The organism is Amycolatopsis sp. WAC 01376 (assembly GCF_003947415.1).
GTDB lineage: Bacteria > Actinomycetota > Actinomycetes > Mycobacteriales > Pseudonocardiaceae > Amycolatopsis.
The window spans coordinates 181938-198675 of sequence record NZ_QHKL01000004.1; the positions used below are offsets into that span (position 1 = coordinate 181938).

The 16738-nt window shown below is 69.5% G+C and carries 23 protein-coding genes; 6 read left to right on the plus strand and 17 right to left on the minus strand.

Going from position 1 to position 16738, the window contains the following annotated elements; genetic code table 11:
* Positions 1–3: 3 nt before the first annotated feature.
* Positions 4–846, minus strand: a complete 843-nt coding sequence (locus tag DMH03_RS23645) for a crotonase/enoyl-CoA hydratase family protein (RefSeq protein ID WP_125794199.1) — start codon at positions 844–846, stop codon at positions 4–6.
* A 118-nt stretch (positions 847–964) separates the two neighbouring features.
* Here DMH03_RS23645 and DMH03_RS23650 point away from each other — a divergent pair, with 118 nt between their 5' ends.
* Positions 965–1852, plus strand: a complete 888-nt coding sequence (locus DMH03_RS23650) for an alpha/beta fold hydrolase (RefSeq protein WP_199748991.1) — start codon at positions 965–967, stop codon at positions 1850–1852.
* The gene (locus DMH03_RS23655) at positions 1842–2402 is read left to right on the plus strand and encodes a GNAT family N-acetyltransferase (RefSeq protein WP_125794200.1); all 561 of its coding nucleotides are present in this window, start codon (positions 1842–1844) and stop codon (positions 2400–2402) included. The genes DMH03_RS23650 and DMH03_RS23655 overlap by 11 nt, the downstream gene beginning before the upstream one ends.
* On the opposite strand, the gene cobA is transcribed toward DMH03_RS23655, so the two are convergent.
* From cobA to rpmB, 6 genes are all read right to left on the minus strand, one after another.
* The gene (gene cobA / locus DMH03_RS23660) at positions 2390–3607 is read right to left on the minus strand and encodes a uroporphyrinogen-III C-methyltransferase (RefSeq protein WP_125794201.1); all 1218 of its coding nucleotides are present in this window, start codon (positions 3605–3607) and stop codon (positions 2390–2392) included. The two genes, DMH03_RS23655 and cobA, sit on opposite strands and share 13 nt — an antisense overlap.
* A gap of 54 nt (positions 3608–3661) precedes the next feature.
* Positions 3662–4069 carry an ankyrin repeat domain-containing protein gene (locus DMH03_RS23665; RefSeq protein ID WP_125794202.1) on the minus strand — a complete coding sequence of 136 codons (408 nt, stop codon included), beginning with the start codon at positions 4067–4069 and terminating at the stop codon, positions 3662–3664.
* A 64-nt stretch (positions 4070–4133) separates the two neighbouring features.
* Complete coding sequence (gene rpsR, locus DMH03_RS23670; RefSeq protein WP_125794203.1) at positions 4134–4382, minus strand: 30S ribosomal protein S18; 249 nt, start codon at positions 4380–4382, stop codon at positions 4134–4136.
* Complete coding sequence (gene rpsN / locus DMH03_RS23675; protein WP_125794204.1) at positions 4379–4684, minus strand: 30S ribosomal protein S14; 306 nt, start codon at positions 4682–4684, stop codon at positions 4379–4381. The genes rpsR and rpsN overlap by 4 nt, the downstream gene beginning before the upstream one ends.
* Positions 4684–4851 carry a 50S ribosomal protein L33 gene (rpmG, locus tag DMH03_RS23680; protein WP_005149953.1) on the minus strand — a complete coding sequence of 56 codons (168 nt, stop codon included), beginning with the start codon at positions 4849–4851 and terminating at the stop codon, positions 4684–4686. Before rpmG ends, rpsN begins: the two co-directional genes overlap by 1 nt.
* The gene (rpmB, locus tag DMH03_RS23685; RefSeq protein WP_005149951.1) at positions 4851–5087 is read right to left on the minus strand and encodes a 50S ribosomal protein L28; all 237 of its coding nucleotides are present in this window, start codon (positions 5085–5087) and stop codon (positions 4851–4853) included. Before rpmB ends, rpmG begins: the two co-directional genes overlap by 1 nt.
* An 84-nt stretch (positions 5088–5171) precedes the next feature.
* Here rpmB and mrf point away from each other — a divergent pair, with 84 nt between their 5' ends.
* From mrf to DMH03_RS23705, 4 genes are read left to right on the plus strand one after another with little or no spacing between them, the layout of a single operon-like run.
* A complete protein-coding gene (mrf, locus tag DMH03_RS23690) occupies positions 5172–6425 on the plus strand; it encodes a ribosome hibernation factor-recruiting GTPase MRF (RefSeq protein WP_125794205.1) in 1254 nt (417 codons plus the stop codon).
* On the plus strand, positions 6422–6679 hold the full coding sequence (locus DMH03_RS23695; protein WP_007032638.1) for a type B 50S ribosomal protein L31: 258 nt from the start codon (positions 6422–6424) through the stop codon (positions 6677–6679). The genes mrf and DMH03_RS23695 overlap by 4 nt, the downstream gene beginning before the upstream one ends.
* Entirely contained in the window at positions 6679–6837 is a 159-nt protein-coding gene (rpmF, locus tag DMH03_RS23700; RefSeq protein WP_005149940.1) for a 50S ribosomal protein L32, read from the plus strand. The genes DMH03_RS23695 and rpmF overlap by 1 nt, the downstream gene beginning before the upstream one ends.
* On the plus strand, positions 6834–7931 hold the full coding sequence (locus tag DMH03_RS23705; RefSeq protein WP_125794206.1) for a GTP-binding protein: 1098 nt from the start codon (positions 6834–6836) through the stop codon (positions 7929–7931). Before rpmF ends, DMH03_RS23705 begins: the two co-directional genes overlap by 4 nt.
* Before the next feature lie 452 nt (positions 7932–8383).
* Here the strand turns inward: DMH03_RS23705 and DMH03_RS23710 are convergent, their stop codons facing one another.
* The 10 genes from DMH03_RS23710 to DMH03_RS23755 form a co-directional block, all read right to left on the minus strand.
* Positions 8384–8680, minus strand: a complete 297-nt coding sequence (locus DMH03_RS23710) for a hypothetical protein (RefSeq protein ID WP_125794207.1) — start codon at positions 8678–8680, stop codon at positions 8384–8386.
* Positions 8681–8733: 53 nt separating this feature from the next.
* Positions 8734–9585, minus strand: a complete 852-nt coding sequence (locus DMH03_RS23715) for an LLM class flavin-dependent oxidoreductase (protein WP_125794208.1) — start codon at positions 9583–9585, stop codon at positions 8734–8736.
* A gap of 50 nt (positions 9586–9635) precedes the next feature.
* On the minus strand, positions 9636–11057 hold the full coding sequence (locus tag DMH03_RS23720) for a class I adenylate-forming enzyme family protein (protein WP_125794209.1): 1422 nt from the start codon (positions 11055–11057) through the stop codon (positions 9636–9638).
* A gap of 21 nt (positions 11058–11078) precedes the next feature.
* Entirely contained in the window at positions 11079–11768 is a 690-nt protein-coding gene (locus DMH03_RS23725) for a DUF899 domain-containing protein (RefSeq protein ID WP_125794210.1), read from the minus strand.
* Complete coding sequence (locus DMH03_RS23730; protein ID WP_125794211.1) at positions 11765–12214, minus strand: SRPBCC domain-containing protein; 450 nt, start codon at positions 12212–12214, stop codon at positions 11765–11767. Before DMH03_RS23730 ends, DMH03_RS23725 begins: the two co-directional genes overlap by 4 nt.
* Positions 12211–12546 carry a helix-turn-helix transcriptional regulator gene (locus DMH03_RS23735; RefSeq protein ID WP_125794212.1) on the minus strand — a complete coding sequence of 112 codons (336 nt, stop codon included), beginning with the start codon at positions 12544–12546 and terminating at the stop codon, positions 12211–12213. Before DMH03_RS23735 ends, DMH03_RS23730 begins: the two co-directional genes overlap by 4 nt.
* Positions 12536–12967, minus strand: a complete 432-nt coding sequence (locus DMH03_RS23740) for an SRPBCC domain-containing protein (protein ID WP_125794213.1) — start codon at positions 12965–12967, stop codon at positions 12536–12538. Before DMH03_RS23740 ends, DMH03_RS23735 begins: the two co-directional genes overlap by 11 nt.
* 75 nt (positions 12968–13042) lie before the next feature.
* Complete coding sequence (locus DMH03_RS23745) at positions 13043–14443, minus strand: aminotransferase class V-fold PLP-dependent enzyme (RefSeq protein WP_125794214.1); 1401 nt, start codon at positions 14441–14443, stop codon at positions 13043–13045.
* Positions 14440–15744, minus strand: a complete 1305-nt coding sequence (locus tag DMH03_RS23750; RefSeq protein WP_125794215.1) for an MFS transporter — start codon at positions 15742–15744, stop codon at positions 14440–14442. The genes DMH03_RS23745 and DMH03_RS23750 overlap by 4 nt, the downstream gene beginning before the upstream one ends.
* A gap of 34 nt (positions 15745–15778) precedes the next feature.
* On the minus strand, positions 15779–16738 hold the full coding sequence (locus DMH03_RS23755; protein ID WP_125794216.1) for a sphingomyelin phosphodiesterase: 960 nt from the start codon (positions 16736–16738) through the stop codon (positions 15779–15781).

The following is a 16738-nucleotide window of genomic DNA, read 5'->3' on the forward strand; positions in this document are numbered from 1 at the left end:
TTTCTACTCCCCCTTGAACTCGGGCGCGCGGCGCTCGAGGAAGGCCTGCACGGCCTCGCCGAGGTCCTTGCTGGGCAGGAATGCCGCGTTCCAGGCCGAGACGTAGCGCAGGCCGTCCGCGACCTGGCGTTCGGTGTTGGCCGACAGGACGTTCTTGGTGCCCTGCACGACCAGCGGCGGGTTCGCGGCGATCTCCTGCGCCAGCTTGCGAGCCTCGGCGAGCAGGGTGTCCTGGTCGGCGTAGACGTCGTTGACCAGGCCGATCTTCTCCGCACGGGCGGCGTCGACGTCCTTGCCGGTCAGGGCCAGTTCGCGCAGGTGCCCCTCCCCGATGATCGGCGCGAGCCGCTGCAGGCTGCCGAGGTCGGCCACGATCGCGACCTTGACCTCGCGCACGCTGAACTTCGCGTCCGCGCTCGCCAGGCGGATGTCCGCGGCCGCGATCACGTCGACACCACCGCCGATGCACCAGCCGGAAATGGCCGCGATGACCGGTTTGCGGCATTCGGCGATGGAGGAAACGCTCGCCTGAAGGGTCTTGACCTCGTCGAGGAACTTCGTCCGCGGGCCCGCGAGCGCGTCGCCGCCGAGCATTTCGCCCCAGCTGGGCATCATCGCGGGAAGGTCGAGCCCGTAGGAGAAATGCTTGCCACTGCCGGTCAGCACGACCGCCCTGACCTGCGGGTCGGCGTCCAGCGCGCGGAAGACGATCGGCAGCTCACGCCAGAAATCGGGGCCCATCGCGTTGCCCTTGGACGGACCGAGCAGCGTCACTTCGGCGACGTGCCCGTCGATCTCCACCTTGAGCGAAACGAGATCGGGAAGACTGTCAGCTGTAGCGGTCATGAGGTCATCTTGACTCATGTGATTGACAGGGTGCCAACGGCCACTGTGCCCGGCCGCCCCTGAGATGCTTTCCTGGTACTACCGGTGAGTACCGACGATCGACGAAGGACGGTGGGACATGAGCCCGGCCAGCAGCGCCACCGCGGTCGCCGCCCTGCTCGCGCCCAGCACCGCGCGCGGTCGCGAACGCTCCTCCCGGCCGATCGAACTGTCGGGATCCTTCACCCATGAGGGTCACCGGCTCGCCTACACCGAGTTCGGCTCCGGCGACCGGGTCGTCGTGCTCACTCACGGCATCATGCTGACGAGGCGGATGCACGCGCCGCTCGCCCGCAAGCTGGCGCGAGCCGGGTTCCGGGCGGTGACGCTCGACCTGCTCGGTCACGGCGACTCGGACCGGCCCACCGACTCGTGGCTGTACTCGATGCCCGCGTTCGCGGAGCAGACCGTCGCGCTGCTCGACCACCTGGAGATCGACGCCGCCGTCATCGGCGGGACGTCGCTGGGCGCCAACGTCGCGCTCGAAGTGGGCGTCGCCGCGCCGGATCGCGCGCTCGGGCTGGTCGTCGAGATGCCCGTGCTGGACAACGCGATCGTCGCGGGGCTGATCACGTTCGCGCCGCTGCTCATGGCGGCCCGGTTCCTGCCGGTGACGGTGCAGGGGGTGGCGCTGGCGGCGAAACTCGCGCCGCACGGCAACCAGTGGGTCGACGTCGTCACCGACACGCTGTCCCAGGAGCCCGCGCCGATGGCCGCGCTCCTGCACGGCGTGTTGTTCGGCCGGATCGCGCCGCCCAAGTCGATCCGGCGGAAGATCGAGACCCCCGCCTTGGTCATCGGGCACGAGCGCGATCCGATCCACCCGTTCGGCGACGCCGACACGCTGGCCGCGGACATGCCGGCGGCCGAGTTCGTCCAGGCCCGCAGCCCGGTCGAACTGCGCTTCGACCCGACCCGCCTGACCGAGGCCATCGCCGGCTTCTCGGCGCGCTGCCATGACCGCTGATCCGGCGCCGACCCGGGACACGGGCGTGGAGGAGCTGCGGACCGCACGCCTGCTCCTGAGCCGTCCCACCCCCGAAGACCTGGACGCGATCTTCGCCCTCCACACCGATCCGGAGGCCTGCGCGCACAACCCCTCGGACATGCTGGAGACGCGTAAGGACGCGGAACTGCTGCTGCTCCGCTGGTCGCACCAGTGGAACCGGTACGGCTTCGGGTACTGGACGGTCCGGTCGCACGGGTCACCGGAGGTGCTGGGGTTCTGCGGGGTGAAGATCGTCGGCTTCCGGCGCCGCGCGGTCCTGAACCTCTTCTACCGGTTCTTCCCCTCCTCCTGGGGTGCCGGATACGCCAGTGAGGCCGCCGCCGCGGCGGTGGACTGGGTCCGCGTCCACCGGCCGGACGACCTCGTGATCGCCCGGGTCCGGCCGGAGAACGTCGCGTCGCAGCGGGTGGCGCTGCGGGCCGGTCTGGTCCGGGCGGCACACCTCGACTCGTCCGGCGACGACGGGACCGACTGGTTCTACGTCTCGAAGGATGATTACGAGGGTTGAGCCAGCCCCGCCACCGGGCCGAACACGATCACCGCGGGCGGCCGCACCCCGGCCGTGGCGGCGTCGCCGACCACCTTGTCCAAAGTGGAGCGAAGTACCCGCTGCGTGCGCATGGTGCCGTCTTCGACGATCGCCACCGGCGTGTCGCCCGGCCGCCCCGCCAGTAGCGCCTTGGCGAACAGCGGAAGCCGCTCGACGCCCATCATCAGCACGATCGTGCCGCGCATCCGCGCCAGCAGATCCCAGTCCACCAGCGACTTCTCGTCGTCCGGCGCGACGTGGCCGGACACCACCACGACCTCGTGCGCGACACCGCGGTGGGTCACCGGGACGTCCGCCGCGGCGGGGACGGAGAACGCGCTCGTGATGCCGGGGACCATCGTCACCGGGATGCCCGCTTCGGCGCAGGCGAGGACCTCTTCGAAGCCGCGGCCGAAGAGGTACGGGTCGCCGCCCTTGAGCCGCACGACGAACTTGCCTGCCTTGGCCCGGTCGATCAGCGTGGAGTTGATCACGTCCTGGCTGGCGGCGCGGCCGTACGGGATCTTCGCGGCGTCGACGATCCGGCCGTGGGGCGCGAGTTCGTCGAGCAGTTCGCGCGGCGCCAGCCGGTCGGCGACGACGACGTCGGCCCTGGCGAGGAGACGGCGGCCGCGGACGGTGATCAGCTCCGGGTCGCCGGGGCCACCGCCCACGAGGGCGACGCCGGGCAGCTCGTCGTGGGCGTCCGGCACGCGGCCGTCGGCGACGGTGACGCCGCGGAGGCCGTCGAGGATGCTGTCCCGCACGGTGGCCGACCGCAGCGGCTCACCACCGGAAAGAACGCCGACCAGCAGGCCGCCGTGCCTGCCCGAAGCCGGGGTGACCGCGCTGCCGAGGTCTCCGTCGTCGGCGCGGACGCAGAACACCCGCGCGCGTTCGGCCTCGGCGCAGACGGCGGCGTTGACCTCGGGGTCGTTCGTGCACGCCAGCGCGTACCAGGCGTCGGCGAGGTCGCCCTCGGTGTAGCGGCGCTCATGCCAGACGATCTCCCCGGCGTCGGCCATGGCGCTCACCGACGGCGTGGTGTGCGGGGAGACCAGTTCGACCCGCGCGCCGGCGCCGATCAACCGCGGCAGGCGGCGCTGGGCGACCGTCCCGCCACCGATCATCACGACACGACGGCCGGCCAGGTCGAGGCCGGAGAGGTAATGCGGGTCATCCATGCGGGGCAGTGTAAGGATTCAGTGGCCCGGACCGCGATCCGAGTGAGAACCGCCTCAGCCCTGGAGCAGCTCCAGCAGCTCGGCGTTGCCGAACATCCTGGCCGCGTCGATCGCCGACGGCTCCCCCGTCGTCGCGTCCGCGCCACCCTTGAGGAGGGCCTTCACGACCTCGGGTTCGTTCTTGAAGACCGCGCCGGCCAGCGGGCTCTGGCCGCGGTCGTTCTCGCGGTTCGGATCGGCGCCGCGGTCGATCAGGGCGGCGACGGTGTCCGCGTGACCGTGGTAGGCGGCGAGCATGACCAGCGTGTCGCCCCGGTCGTTGGTCAGGTTCGCCGAGACGCCCGCGTCGACGTACGCGGCGAGCTCCGCGGTCGCGCCCGAACGGGCGAAGCCGAAGACCTTCGCCCACAGCTCCAGCAGTTCGGGATCGAATTCCTCGGCCTGTCCGGGGTTCTCCGTCATGGGCCCGATTCTCCCACAGCGGCCGCGGTCCGGGCGGTGTGTCGCACCGCCCGGACCGGCGGTGTCAGCGCCCCGCGTGGGGGTAGGGCAGCAACGCCATCTCGCGGGCGTTCTTGATCGCCGTGGCGACCTGCTTCTGCTGCTGCGGGGTCAGCCCGGTGACGCGGCGGGCGCGGATCTTGCCGCGGTCGGAGATGAACTTCCGCAGCAGATCGACGTCCTTCCAGTCGACCTCGGTGATCTTGTTGGCGCGCAACAGGTTCGTCTTGCGTTTGAAGGGACGCTCGCGGCCCGGCTTGCCCATCGCGCTCACCAGCTCGACTTCGTGACGCCGGGCAGTTCGCCGTTGTGCGCCATCTGCCGCATCCGGACCCGCGAGAGCCCGAATTTCCGCAGGTAGCCACGCGGGCGGCCGTCGGCGGCGTCACGATTGCGGATCCGCGTCGCGCTGGCGTCGCGCGGCATCGCCTGCAGGGCCGACACGGCCGCCGCCTTCTCTTCGGGCGACGCGGAGGGCGAGGCGATGGTGGCCTTCAGCTCGCGACGGCGTTCGACGTAGCGCGCGGCGATCACCTTGCGCTGGTCGTTCTTGGCGATCTTCGACTTCTTGGCCATCAGCGCTCCTCCTTGAACTCGACGTGCTTGCGCGCGACCGGATCGTATTTGCGCAGCACCATGCGGTCCGGGTCGTTCCGGCGGTTCTTCTTGGTGACGTAGGTGTAGCCGGTGCCGGCGGTCGAGCGGAGCTTGATGATCGGCCGGATGTCGGTGCTCTTGGCCATCAGAGCTTCACCCCTTTCGCGCGGAGCTCGGCGACGACGGCCTCGATCCCCCGCTTGTCGATGGTCTTCATGCCCTTCACCGAGACCCGCAGCCGGACCCAGCGTCCTTCGCTCGGCACGAAGTACCGCTTGGCCTGCAGGTTCGGCTCCCAGCGCCGGGACGTGCGCCGATGCGAATGCGACACCTGCTTCCCGTAACCCGGTTTGCGGCCGGTGACCTGGCACACGGCGGACATATACCCTCCCAAGTTGATATCGGTTGTCGTTTTCATTTACTCTACACAGCCGAACCAGAACGCCCTCGACGCCCCGGAGCTTCAGTGACCGACAACCCCCGCGTGCCCCTCGTCCTGATCAGTGGCCTCGCACCGGGACCGAACGCCGACCTCGCCGAGCGGCTGCGCCTCGCCGAACCCGGCACCGCCGTCGTGCACCACGACCTGAGGCAGATTCACTCCGGAGTGGTCAAGCGGCGGATCCGGCTCGGCGACCGCGACCAGCTGACCGTCCTCGAACTCGCGCACGGCTGCGTCTCGTGCACCTTGCGCGAAGACCTGCTGCCGTTGCTGCGCAAGCTCTCGCAAATGCCGCAAGTGCGGCGGATCGTGGTCCGGCTCGACGAGGCCATGGAGCCCGAGCCGGTCAGCTGGGCGCTGCACCACGTCCTCGTCGGCGAACGGCCGGTGATCGAGGACGTCGATCTCCGGGCCGTGCTGACCGTCGTCGACTGCACGGGCTGGCTGGCCGACAGCACCGGCGACGACACGCTGGCCGAACGGAACCTGCGGGCCAGCCCCGAGGACGAGCGCACCGTCGCCCAGGTCGCGCTCTCCCAGGTCGAGTTCGCCGACCTGCTGGTCCTCGCCGGAGCGGCGACGGACGCCTGGTCCGCGGCGAAGGCCTCGGCCGTGCTCGACCGGGTCGCGCCGTCGATCCCGCGCGTCGAGCTGTCCACTGTGGACGGGAAGACCGTGCTCGACGCCGTCCCCTCCGACGCCCGGCGCGGCGAGGTCACCGACATGCACGGACCCCTGCTGCGCGGCGAGCCGCCGTTGCACACCGACTGCGGCATCGGGCTGCTCACCTTCACCTCGCAGCGCCCGTTCCACCCGGAGCGCCTCCACGACGCGATCGACGTCCTGCTCGACGGCGTCGTCCGCACCCGGGGACGGCTCTGGGTGGCGAGCCAGCCGGACATGGCGCTGTGGATCGAGTCCGCGGGCGGCGGTCTCGGTGTCGGGCACGCCGGGGCGTGGCTCGCCGCCCCCGGCGGACCGGACTGGGCGGACGTCTCCCCCGAGCGGCGCACCCTCGCCTCCCTGCGCTGGGACCCGCTGTTCGGCGACCGCGCGCAGGAACTGGTCGTCGTCACCGATCAGGCCACCCCCGAGGAGATCGAGTCCGCCCTGAACGGGGCGTTGCTGACCGAAGACGAACTCGCCGCCGGGGAGCAGGAATGGCTCAGCTACCCCGATCCGTTCGGCGAGTGGCACGAAGAACCGTGTGAGGACACGGAAACCGACCCTGAGAAGCACGACGTGAACGTGTCGAACCGAAAGGACGAAACGCAGTGAAACCGGGAATCCACCCCGACTACCACCCTGTGGTGTTCAAGGACCTCTCCACCGGGGACGCCTTCCTGACGCGGTCCACCGCCACCTCGGACCAGACCATCGAGTGGAGCGACGGCAACACCTATCCCGTGGTGAACGTCGAGATCAGCTCGTGGTCGCATCCGTTCTGGACCGGCAACCAGCGGATCATGGACAGCGCCGGCCAGGTGGAGAAGTTCCACCGCCGCTACGGACGGCGCGGAGGGTCGAAGTAATGGCCGTCCCGAAGCGGAAGATGTCGCGCAGCAACACCCGGTCCCGGCGTTCGCAGTGGAAGGCGGCCGTGCCCGATCTGGTGCCGATCAAGGTGAACGGCGAGACGAAACTCGTGCCGCGCAAGCTGATGAAGCATTTTCACCAAGGTGGGGAATGACGACGCCTGTCACGGTGCTGTCCGGATTCCTCGGTGCGGGCAAGACGACCGTGCTCAACCACGTCCTCGCCAACCGCGACGGGCTGCGCGTGGCGGTGATCGTCAACGACATGAGCGAGGTCAACATCGACGCCGCGCTGGTGCGGGACGGGAACAGCCTGTCCCGCACCGAGGAACGGCTCGTCGAGATGACCAACGGGTGCATCTGCTGCACCCTGCGCGACGACCTGCTGGAAGAGGTCTCGCGGCTGTGTGAGGACGGCCGATTCGACTACCTGCTCATCGAATCGAGCGGGATCTCCGAGCCGATGCCGGTGGCGGCGACGTTCTCGTTCGCGCGTGAGGACGGCGCCACCCTGCTGGACTCCGCGCGGCTCGACACGATGGTGACCGTGGTCGACGCGGTGAACTTCGAACGGGAGCTGGCGGCGGGCGACGCGCTGACCGAACGCGGGCTGGACCAGTACGACGGGGACGAGCGGACGGTCAGCGACCTGCTGATGGACCAGATCGAATTCGCGGACGTCCTCTTGCTGAACAAGGCGGATCTGGTCCCGGCAGGCTCCCTCGACCGGCTGACGGCGGTGCTGCGGCGGCTCAACCCGGCCGCCGAGGTCGTCGTCTCGACACACGGCCGGGTCCCCCTCGACCGGCTGCTCGGCACCGGGCGCTACGACGTCGAGCGGGCGCAGGAAGCGCCCGGCTGGGTGGCGGAACTCAACGGCGATCACGTTCCGGAGACTGAGGAGTACGGGATCTCGAGTGTGGTCTTCCGTGCCGAGGTCGCTTTCGATCCGGAACGGCTGTGGGACTTCGTCGGCAGGCTCGATTCCGGGGAGTTCGGGACGGTCCTGCGGTCGAAGGGGTTCTTCTCGCTGGCGTCACGGCCAGGGGTGACCGGACTGTGGTCGCAGGCCGGGTCGGTCGCCCGGTTCGAGCCGCAGGGTGTCGAGGAGGCGCCGCGGCAGGAGCTCGTGTTCATCGGGGTGGGGCTGGAGGAGGACGCTCTGCTGGACTCGCTCCGGTCCTGCCTGGCCGCCGGTGGGGCCGGCGCGGATCCGTTCCCGGAGTGGGAAGCGGTGCACGTCCACTGAGTTAGCGGCCGTGGCCTGAGTGTCCACAAGGGACCCCTCCGGGCGACCGGGTACCCGGCTTAGGCACGTATGCACGGTTCCAGCGGGGTCGTTATTGAGCCGAAAGTCAAAGATGGCGTGCTGGCCTGGATGGCAGGAGCGAGTTTGCCGAAGAGGGTCAGCGCGGTCCCGAGCGTCCTCAAAGGACACTTCCTCGGCCTGAAGTGACCGATTTGGGAACTTTGCGTATCTTCGCACGGGGGTCGTGAGTGACAAGTGGGGTTCTAACGACACTTGCCACTCACGACCCCCTCGACAAGTCGGGCAAAGTGACCAAATCAGGCGCGTCGATGGCGAGAAGTGTCCCTTGTGGACGATCGAGGACGCGCGTCAAGTCTTGGCGAGGCCGCTCGCCGCTCACGGCCACCTCATCCGCGCACTTCCGCCACTATGGCGGGCAAGGCAGCGCGAGATCAGTGGTCGTCGTAGTGGTCCCCGTGCGCGGCGTGCCGGTGGCCGTCGTGCAGGTAGTCGACGTGGTCGCCGTGGGGCACCGCGACGTGGCCGCAGCCCTCACCGTGAGCGTGGTCGTGACCCTGGTGCGGGATGTGGTCGCCGGTCTCGCACTCGTCGAAATGCCCGTCGTGAGCACGGTGCAGGTGACCGTCGTGCACGTAGTCGACGTGGTCGCCGTGCGGTACGGCGACGTGGCCACAGCCCTCACCGTGTGCGTGCGTATGGCCGGCGTGTTCGGTGTGGGCGGCGGTCATGATCGGGTCCTTCCTGATCGAAAATGCCTGATCAGGCGGACCGTAGCACCGGTCTACCGGCCCAGCAGCGCTCTCACCCGACCGAGTGTCCGCACCTGGTCGGCCCAGCGCGGGCCCGCCAGTCCGACGACGACGTGGGCCGCTCCCGCCTCACGGTAAGCCGACAGCCGTTCGGCGACGGCCTCGGCGGAACCGGTCAGCGGCAGGGAGATCGCCTGGTCGAGCGGCATCCCGTAGGCGTCGCCGATCCCCTTCGCCAGGTCCTCCACCGGCGGCAGGTCGGCGCCACCGCCCAGCGCGCCGGTGGCGCCGACCGCGATCACCGGATCCGCGACGCCGAGATCGATCAGCCGTCGCCGTCCGGCGGCGACGGCTTCCGGCGACAGGAGGGAGGGGAACCATCCGGTGCCGTGTTCGGCGACCCGCTGGAGCACGAGCCTGCCCCGGTTGCCGACCCAGATCGGCGGGACCGCCGCCGGCGGCGCCAATTCGACGACGGCGTCGCCGATCCGCACCTCTTTGCCCGCCAGCAGCTCGGGCAGGAGGCGGAGCGCCTGGTCGGTGCGCGGGCCGCGTTCGGCGAACGGCATCCCGGCCGCGGCGAACTGGGCCTCTCCCCCACCAGAGCCGATGCCGAGGATGAGCCGTTCGCCCGACACCTGCTGCAACGAGGCGATCTGCTTGGCCGCCCACGCCAACGGCCGCATCGCCGGGACGAACACACTCAGCCCGATCCGGATCCGGGTCGTGACCGCGGCGGCGACCGCCAGCCCGACCGTACTGTCCAGCGAAGGACGTCCGGTCATCAGGTGATCGCCGAGGAACACACTGTCGAGGCCCGCGTCCTCGGCCTGCCGGGCGGAGACACGGAGATCGTCGGTCGGGAGGATCACACCCAGTTTCATGAGCCCATCGTGCGACCTCCACTTGACTGGAGGTCAAGTGCTCTTCACGGTCAGGCGATGTGGCGGCGGTGCCCGGCCCAGAACGGCTCGCGGAGCGCCCGCTTGTCGACCTTGCCGATCGCCGTCAGCGGCAGCGCGTCGGTGAAGTCCACATCGGACGGTACGAAATGCTCCCGCCCGAAGAACTCCCTTGCCTGTGCCCGGACTTCTTCGGCCGACAGCGCTCCTGACGCGACCGGCACCACCACGGCGTGGACCCGCTCGCCCTCGCCTCCGTCGCCCGGCACACCGAACACGGCCACGGAACGGATCAGCGGATGCCGCGCGAGCGCGTTCTCGACCACGGTCGAGTACACCTTGGTGCCGTGCTCGCCGGTGATGATGACGTCGTTCGCGCGGTCAAGCAGGTAGAGGTATCCCTCGTCGTCGAACCGCCCGAGATCACCGGTCCGCAGCCAGCCGTCCCCGATCGGCGCCGACCCGTGGTAACCGGCCATCATGGCCAGCCCACGCACCAGGACCTCACCGTCGTCGATCCTGGCCTCCATGCCCGGCACGATCCGGCCCACGGACTCGAGCCGCTCCGGTCGCCCGCCGAGCTCCGCCGCGGAGATGCTCGCGATCATCGGCGCCTCGGTGAGCCCGTATCCCTGTCCGACGACGGGCCCGAACACCTCGAGAGCGTGAGCCAGCCGTCTCGGCGGAAGCGGGGCGGCACCCAGCGAAAGCTGCCGCACACTGCTGACGTCGGTCGACGTCATGGCCGGATGGTCGACCACCGCGGCCAGGCGCGCGGGCGTGAGGGACAACGTGGTGATCCGGTGTTCCGCGATCGCGTCCAGCACCGTGCCCGCGTCGAAACCTCGCAGCAGCACGACACTTTCCCGCCGCAGGATCGCGCCGAGCACGGTGGCGTTGCCGGTCATATGCGTCATCGGCGCGACCAGCAGCGTGCGTCCAGGCCCCGCCGGATCCGGCGCGAAGATATGGGCCATCCCGTCGTAGATCCCGCTGTGCCGGATGAGTTTCGGCGCCCCGGTGGTACCCCCGGTGGGAAAGATGGCGGTGACCGACTCCGGCAGCTCCGCCGGATCGGTACCGTCGCGGCCCACCAGGTCGTCGAGCGTGGTTACCCGCGCGTCGCCGGCGGGCCAGTCCGACGGCTGCTCGGTCACCAGGGTCGTGACCCCGGCCGCCTCGATCGCGGCGAGGCGATCCGGCGAACTCGCCGACGCGGCGACGAGCAGCACCGTCGAACCCCGCAGTTGCGCGGCGATCTGCAGGAGGACGGTCTCCGGCCGGTTGCCGGCGTCGATGGCGACCATGCCGTGTTCCGGCAGCCCCGCGTACATCCGGCGTACCAGGTCGAGCGCCTGCCCGTAGCCGGTCTCCACGCCGTCCTGGACGAACAGCACTTCATCGCCCCCGGAACGAAGCGCGTCCAGCACCCGGGTCAAGAACAGACTCTCCACCGGCCGGACCCTAACCCAGGGTCAAGACCCCGAGCAGCAGCCACCGGCGGGAGCGGCACCCTCGTAAGCGTCGTGCCAGTTCCACCACTCGTAAGGCGGCGTCTGCGGATAGCCCTCCGGCGAGTCCTCCCACTCCTCCTGCCGCCCCAGCGCGGTGATGTCGAGGTAGCTCCACGTGCCACCCATCGCTTCGTCGCCGCGGGCATCGACGAAGTACGTGCGGAACACCTGGTCGCCTTCGCGGATGAAGGCGTTGGTGCCGTGCCATTCGCCGACCCCGAAGTCGACGTCGAAGTCGCTGGTGATCGTGTACCACGGCATCGTCCAGCCCATCCGCGCCTTCAGCCGCGTGATGTCCGGCTGTGTGCCCCGCGAGGCGAAGGCCAAAGTGGTGTCGCGGGCGTTCAGATGCGCGACGTGCGCGACCTGATCGGCGATCAGTGAGCAGCCTTTGCAGGCGTGGTCGGGAAAACCCTCCACCCCGGGATCGAAGAAGGCCCGGTAGACGATCAGCTGGCGGCGTCCTTCGAACAGGTCGAGCAGGTTCACCGTCCCGGACGGACCGTCGAACTCGTACGGCTTCTCGATCGCGACCCACGGCATGCGCCGCCGCTCGGCCGCCAGCGCGTCACGGGCGCGGGTCAGCTCCTTTTCCTTCACCAGCAGACGAAGCCGCGCCTCTTCCCATTCCGCCTGCGAGACGATGTTCATCCCGCCAGCTCCGCGGGCAGGACGCTTCGCCGGTTCGGCTGCCCCTCGCCGGTCGTGATCAGCTCGCGCAGGCTGGTGCCGACGTAGAAGGTCCATGCCTTGTGGCAGACGTCGAAGCATTCGTAGTCCGGGACCAGCCCGTGGTGGGTGAAGCGCGCTTCGGTCTTGCCGTCCTTCTCGGCGATCTCGAACGTGATCGTGGTGCCGACCCATTCCGTCTTGTCGCGGGTGAAGTCGAAGTGGTTCTCGAGGACCAGCCAGGACACCTTGCGGCCCGGTACGGACTCCGTGATCCGCATCCGGCAGCGGTGGAGCTCCTCGTAGTGGTACTCGAACTCGTCGCCGGCGTGCACGACCTCCTCCGACCACCACCCGCGGACGTCGTTGAAGGCGTCGAAGACCTGTTGCGGCGTCTGGTCCACGGTGAAACTCGTCGTAAAGCTCATGATGTTCCCTCCAAATGGTCTTTGAGTGCCGCGAGCGGCCCGTCCCAGTCGCGGGCGAGCGCGGCGAGGAATTGCTGGGCGACCTGCATCGGCGCCGAATGCAGCCGATAGCGGACGCGGCGCCGCTCCCCCTGCTCCGGGATCACCAGCCCGGCGTCGGTGAGCAGTGCGAGGTGCTTGGCGATGGCCTGCCGCGTGATCGGCAGCCGGTCGGCGAGGTCGGTCGCCGTGGCCGGGCCGCCCGTGGCGAGGACGGCGAGAATGCTCCGCCTGCTCGGGTCGGCCAGTGCGACGAAGACCTGTTCGGCGATCGCTTCGGTGTCAGGCGGCATCGAGGTATTCGATCAGTTCACCCAGTTCGGCCGCCCACCCCTTCGTGTTCCCTTCGAACGCGACACGGTGAGCGTCGTCCGGCAGCTGGGAAAAGCCGGATTCGACGACGGTGAGCCGCGTACCGGCACCGGCCGGTACGAGGGTGAACTCGACGTAGGTGCGGCGAGGATCGTCGTCGGGAAGACCGTAGATGTTCCAGGTGAAGCCGAAGATCTCCGGCTCTTCGACGCGCTCGACACGCATCTCCGCTTTGTGCCCCTCGTCCCATTTCATCTCGGCCTCACCACCGGGCCGCAGATCGATGCTCGCCTGGTTCCCGAACCAGGTGCCCAGCCCCTCGGCCGTGGTCAGCGCGGCCCAGACCTTCGCGGGCGGATGGGCGATTTCGACGGTGCGTTCGATCCGGTCGGGGAATCCCACGACGGCCTCCTCAAGTAGCAATCAATCGGTTGCTATAACTTTGTATAGCAACCAACCGATTGCGTCAAGGGCGGATCAGGAAGCCGTGTACAGCGCGCCGAGGAACTCCAGCAGCAGCCGCTCGCGTAACGGGCCGGGCGCGGTGGCCAGCAAGGCGTTGATCTCCGCCATCCGGGTGGGCAGACCCGCGTCGCCGCCGAGACCGGCGGCCGCCAACAGCCCGGCGAACTGTTCCGGCGTCAACGTCGCGGGGTCCAGCGCGGCGACGAACTCGGCCACCTGCGGATCGACGACGACCGGCCCGGCCTCGCGGGCGGCCACGACCGCGGCACCCAGGGTATCGAGGAACTCGTTTTTACTGGCCCTGTTCGCGGCGGTCACGGTCAGGTGCAGGTTCGCGGGCGACGACTCGTGGGCGAACTGCGGCTGGACGTACCAGCCGCGCTCCCGCATCTCGTCCGCGACGGTGAACAGGTCGAATCCGGCGCCGTCCGCCACGGTGAACGCGAGCAGGGTCGCCACCGGATCGCCGAGGACGCGCAATCCATCGAGCGTCTCGATCCCGGCGCGGATCTCCACGGCCGCGTCGCGTGCCGCCGAAGCCAGCTTCGCGTAACCCTCGTCGCCGACGTGGCGCACGACCGCCCACGCCGCGGCCAGCGGACCACCGGACCGCGTGCTCTGCAGTGTGGTGTTCAGCATCGTGTAGCCGGGCCAGTCGGCGCTGGCGAAGTACTGCGTCCGACGGAGTCCGGCGTTGGCGTGCAAGAGAACCGACACGCCTTTCGGGCAGTAGGCGTATTTGTGCAGGTCCACCGAGACACTGGTGACGCCGGGAACGTCGAACCCGAACGGACCGAGCCCCAGGTACGGCAGCACCCAGCCGCCGTTGCAGGCGTCGACATGGAAGCGGACGCCGTCGAGCAGCGCGGCGATCTCCGGGATCGGGTCCAGGACGCCGTGGGCGTACGACGGAGCGCTCGCGACGACGAGGACCGTGCTGTCGTCGACGGCTGCGGCCATCGCCTCGGGAACGGCGCGGAAGGTCACCGGGTCGACCGGCACCGAAACCACGCGGACACCGAAGAAATGCGCCGCCTTGTGGAACGCGGCATGCGCGGTCGTGGGCAGCACGATGCTCGGCGAAGACACGTCCGGACGCGCGTCGCGGGCGGCCAGGACCGCGAGCATGCACGACTCCGTGCCACCCGAGGTCACCGAGCCGACCGTCTCCGCCGTCCCGCCCAGCAGACGCGCGGCGGAGCCGACGAGGTCGTTCTCCATCCGCAGCAGGCTGGGGAAAGCGGTCGGGTCCAGCCCGTTGGCCGACGAAGCCAGCGCGTGCGCCGCCGCACCGAGTTCGTCCACTTCGGACAGACCGCTGTCGTAGACATACGCGAGCGTCCGGCCTCCGTGCGTCGGCAGGTCGCCCGCGCGCAGTTCCCGAAGCTCCTTCAGGACGTCCTCGGCGGTCACGACCGGCGCTCCAGCACCGACCTGCGCAGCAGCGGGATGCCCAGCACGATCAGCACGGCCGGGAGGATCGACGCGCCGAGCAGGATCGCCGTGAGCGCGCTGTCCGGCTGCGCGGCCTTGGCGTCGAGACTGGACTGGTATCCGCCGAACTGCAGCACGAGGCCCCACAGGCCCGGTCCGAGCGCGAGCCCCAACGTCTCGGACGCCGTCCAGACGCCGGCCGCGACCCCGGCCCTGGTCTCGCCGGTCCGCTCCTCCTCGTCGCTGATCAGATCCGGCAGGATCGCCAGTGGGAACACCGAAATCCCCGCGTAGCCGACACCGCAGAAGGCGACGAACACCATCGTGACGGCGAACGGGAACACCTCGGCGCCGAGGAGCCCGAGCAGGCCGATGCCGAACGCGGCGGTGGCGATCCGGAACCCGGCCAGCTTCCCGAGGCTCGCCCCGAGCCGCGGCCACAGCGGCATGGTGAGCAGCGCCGGGCCGACGAAACCGACGAACAGGACCGTCGCATAGCCCGAGCTGCCGAGGATCCGCTCCGCGAAGTACGGGATCGCGGCCAGCACCGTGCCGATGCCGAGCGCCTGGATGAAGTACACCCCGAGCAGCCAGCGGAACGGCCGCCACTGCGCGAGCGTCCGGAGCAGTTCACGCGGGCTCACCGTGTTCGGCCGCAGCGCGCCGACGGGAGCGCCCTTCAGCCCGAAGTACACGCCGAGTGTCGCGAGCAGGATGATCACGGCGATGAACAGGCCCATCACGCGGTAGCCGGCGACACCGCCGATGAGCTCGGTGATCGCGGGCGCGCCACCGCCGGAGACCAGGATGGCGACCGCGAGGAAACCGATCCGGACGCTGGTCAGCTTCGTGCGCTCTTCTGCCGAGTCCGTCAGCTCGGCGGGCAGCGCGTTGAACGGCACCTGGAAGAACGCGTACGCGGTGGCGCACAACAGGAACACGACGATCACGTAGATCGCGTCGGGTACCGGGCCACCGAGGCCGGGGTGTGCGAACAGGGCCGCGAAGAGAATCGAGACGCCGATGCCGCCGTAGAGCAGGAACCGGCGCCGGCTGCCGGTGCGGACCATGTCCGCGTCCGACAGCCTTCCCGCGATCGGGTTGAAGAGCACGTCCCACGCCTTGGGAACGAACACGATCAGACCGGCCACGCCCGCCGCGACGCCCATCGTGTCGGTGAGGTACTTGAGGAGGAGCAAACCGGGAACGGTGCCGAAAGCGCCGGTGACGAACGAGCCGAGCGAGTAGCGGTACCTCGTCCGTGCTGGCAGCGTGGCCATGATCCTCCTCGAGGCGATTCTCCCGATGAAGGCCTCAGTATTGGATCTTGGCCACCACCGGGTAGTGGTCGGAGGGAATCGTGCCACCGTCGTAATGCACGAGCTGTACCGGGCCGACAGCGGCGAGTGGACGGCCGCCCGCGCTCACGGCGCCGACGTAGTCCAGCGAGTCGCGGTAGGTCGCCGGAACGGACTTCGCCGCGTTCGGGTTCGTGGCCGCGTCGAAGGTGTACGAGCCTTCGCCCGTTGTGCGGAGGATGCCGCCGAGGAAGGCTTCGCCCTGCTGGACCTGCGTCCGGCCGAGCGAGTCCTTGCGCGTCTGCCCGGCCCAGTACTCGATGTTCAGGTCGCCGGCGACGACGACCGGCTCGGCCGCGGGCGCGTATTTCGTGACCAGATCCCGGATCTCGCCGAGCTGCGCCATCCGGATGTCGTGCGCCTTCGGCAGCGTCTCCGGCCCCTCGTCGGCCTGCATGTGGGTGCCCGCGATCCAGAGCGGCTTCCCGTTGACGACCAGCCGGGCGAGCGCGGCGCCCTTGTTGGACAGGTAATCCGCGGTGCCGGAGTAGGAATTGCGGAAGACCAGCTGATGTTGTTCGGTCACCGGCGCCTTGCTGAGGACGGTGACCCCGCCGTTGACCACGACGGGGGAATTCGAGCAGTTCCCGTTCACCGTGGTCCAGCCCGGCGAGGTGCCGCAGTACTGGCCGACGAGCGGGGTCTGGTGCGGCCAGACGTCCTTCAGCCGGTTCCGCAGTTCCTCCGCCTGGGCGCTGAAAGCCTCGTCCAGGACGACGACGTCGGCGTCGTTCGCGCGGATGACGTCCTCCGCCGCGCGAGCCCTGGCCTGTTTGTCCGAACTGTTCGGGCTGGCGATCCAGGGCAGCTGCCAGATGTTGAACGCCATGACCTTCACCGAGACCGCGGCCTGCGCGGGTACGGCGGTTCCGGCGAACATCGCGGCGGCGATGGCGAGTACGGCGAGCTTCCGCAC

What these genes read in the sequence shown, in the direction of transcription:
- DMH03_RS23645 (WP_125794199.1), bottom strand. Translation starts at nt 846, where the DNA reads ATGACCGCTACAGCTGACAGTCTTCCCGATCTCGTTTCGCTCAAGGTG.
- DMH03_RS23650 (WP_199748991.1), top strand. Translation starts at nt 965, where the DNA reads ATGAGCCCGGCCAGCAGCGCCACCGCGGTCGCCGCCCTGCTCGCGCCC.
- DMH03_RS23655 (WP_125794200.1), top strand. Translation starts at nt 1,842, where the DNA reads ATGACCGCTGATCCGGCGCCGACCCGGGACACGGGCGTGGAGGAGCTG.
- cobA (WP_125794201.1), bottom strand. Translation starts at nt 3,607, where the DNA reads ATGGATGACCCGCATTACCTCTCCGGCCTCGACCTGGCCGGCCGTCGT.
- DMH03_RS23665 (WP_125794202.1), bottom strand. Translation starts at nt 4,069, where the DNA reads ATGACGGAGAACCCCGGACAGGCCGAGGAATTCGATCCCGAACTGCTG.
- rpsN (WP_125794204.1), bottom strand. Translation starts at nt 4,684, where the DNA reads ATGGCCAAGAAGTCGAAGATCGCCAAGAACGACCAGCGCAAGGTGATC.
- rpmG (WP_005149953.1), bottom strand. Translation starts at nt 4,851, where the DNA reads ATGGCCAAGAGCACCGACATCCGGCCGATCATCAAGCTCCGCTCGACC.
- rpmB (WP_005149951.1), bottom strand. Translation starts at nt 5,087, where the DNA reads ATGTCCGCCGTGTGCCAGGTCACCGGCCGCAAACCGGGTTACGGGAAG.
- rpmF (WP_005149940.1), top strand. Translation starts at nt 6,679, where the DNA reads ATGGCCGTCCCGAAGCGGAAGATGTCGCGCAGCAACACCCGGTCCCGG.
- DMH03_RS23705 (WP_125794206.1), top strand. Translation starts at nt 6,834, where the DNA reads ATGACGACGCCTGTCACGGTGCTGTCCGGATTCCTCGGTGCGGGCAAG.
- DMH03_RS23710 (WP_125794207.1), bottom strand. Translation starts at nt 8,680, where the DNA reads ATGACCGCCGCCCACACCGAACACGCCGGCCATACGCACGCACACGGT.
- DMH03_RS23715 (WP_125794208.1), bottom strand. Translation starts at nt 9,585, where the DNA reads ATGAAACTGGGTGTGATCCTCCCGACCGACGATCTCCGTGTCTCCGCC.
- DMH03_RS23725 (WP_125794210.1), bottom strand. Translation starts at nt 11,768, where the DNA reads ATGAACATCGTCTCGCAGGCGGAATGGGAAGAGGCGCGGCTTCGTCTG.
- DMH03_RS23730 (WP_125794211.1), bottom strand. Translation starts at nt 12,214, where the DNA reads ATGAGCTTTACGACGAGTTTCACCGTGGACCAGACGCCGCAACAGGTC.
- DMH03_RS23735 (WP_125794212.1), bottom strand. Translation starts at nt 12,546, where the DNA reads ATGCCGCCTGACACCGAAGCGATCGCCGAACAGGTCTTCGTCGCACTG.
- DMH03_RS23750 (WP_125794215.1), bottom strand. Translation starts at nt 15,744, where the DNA reads ATGGCCACGCTGCCAGCACGGACGAGGTACCGCTACTCGCTCGGCTCG.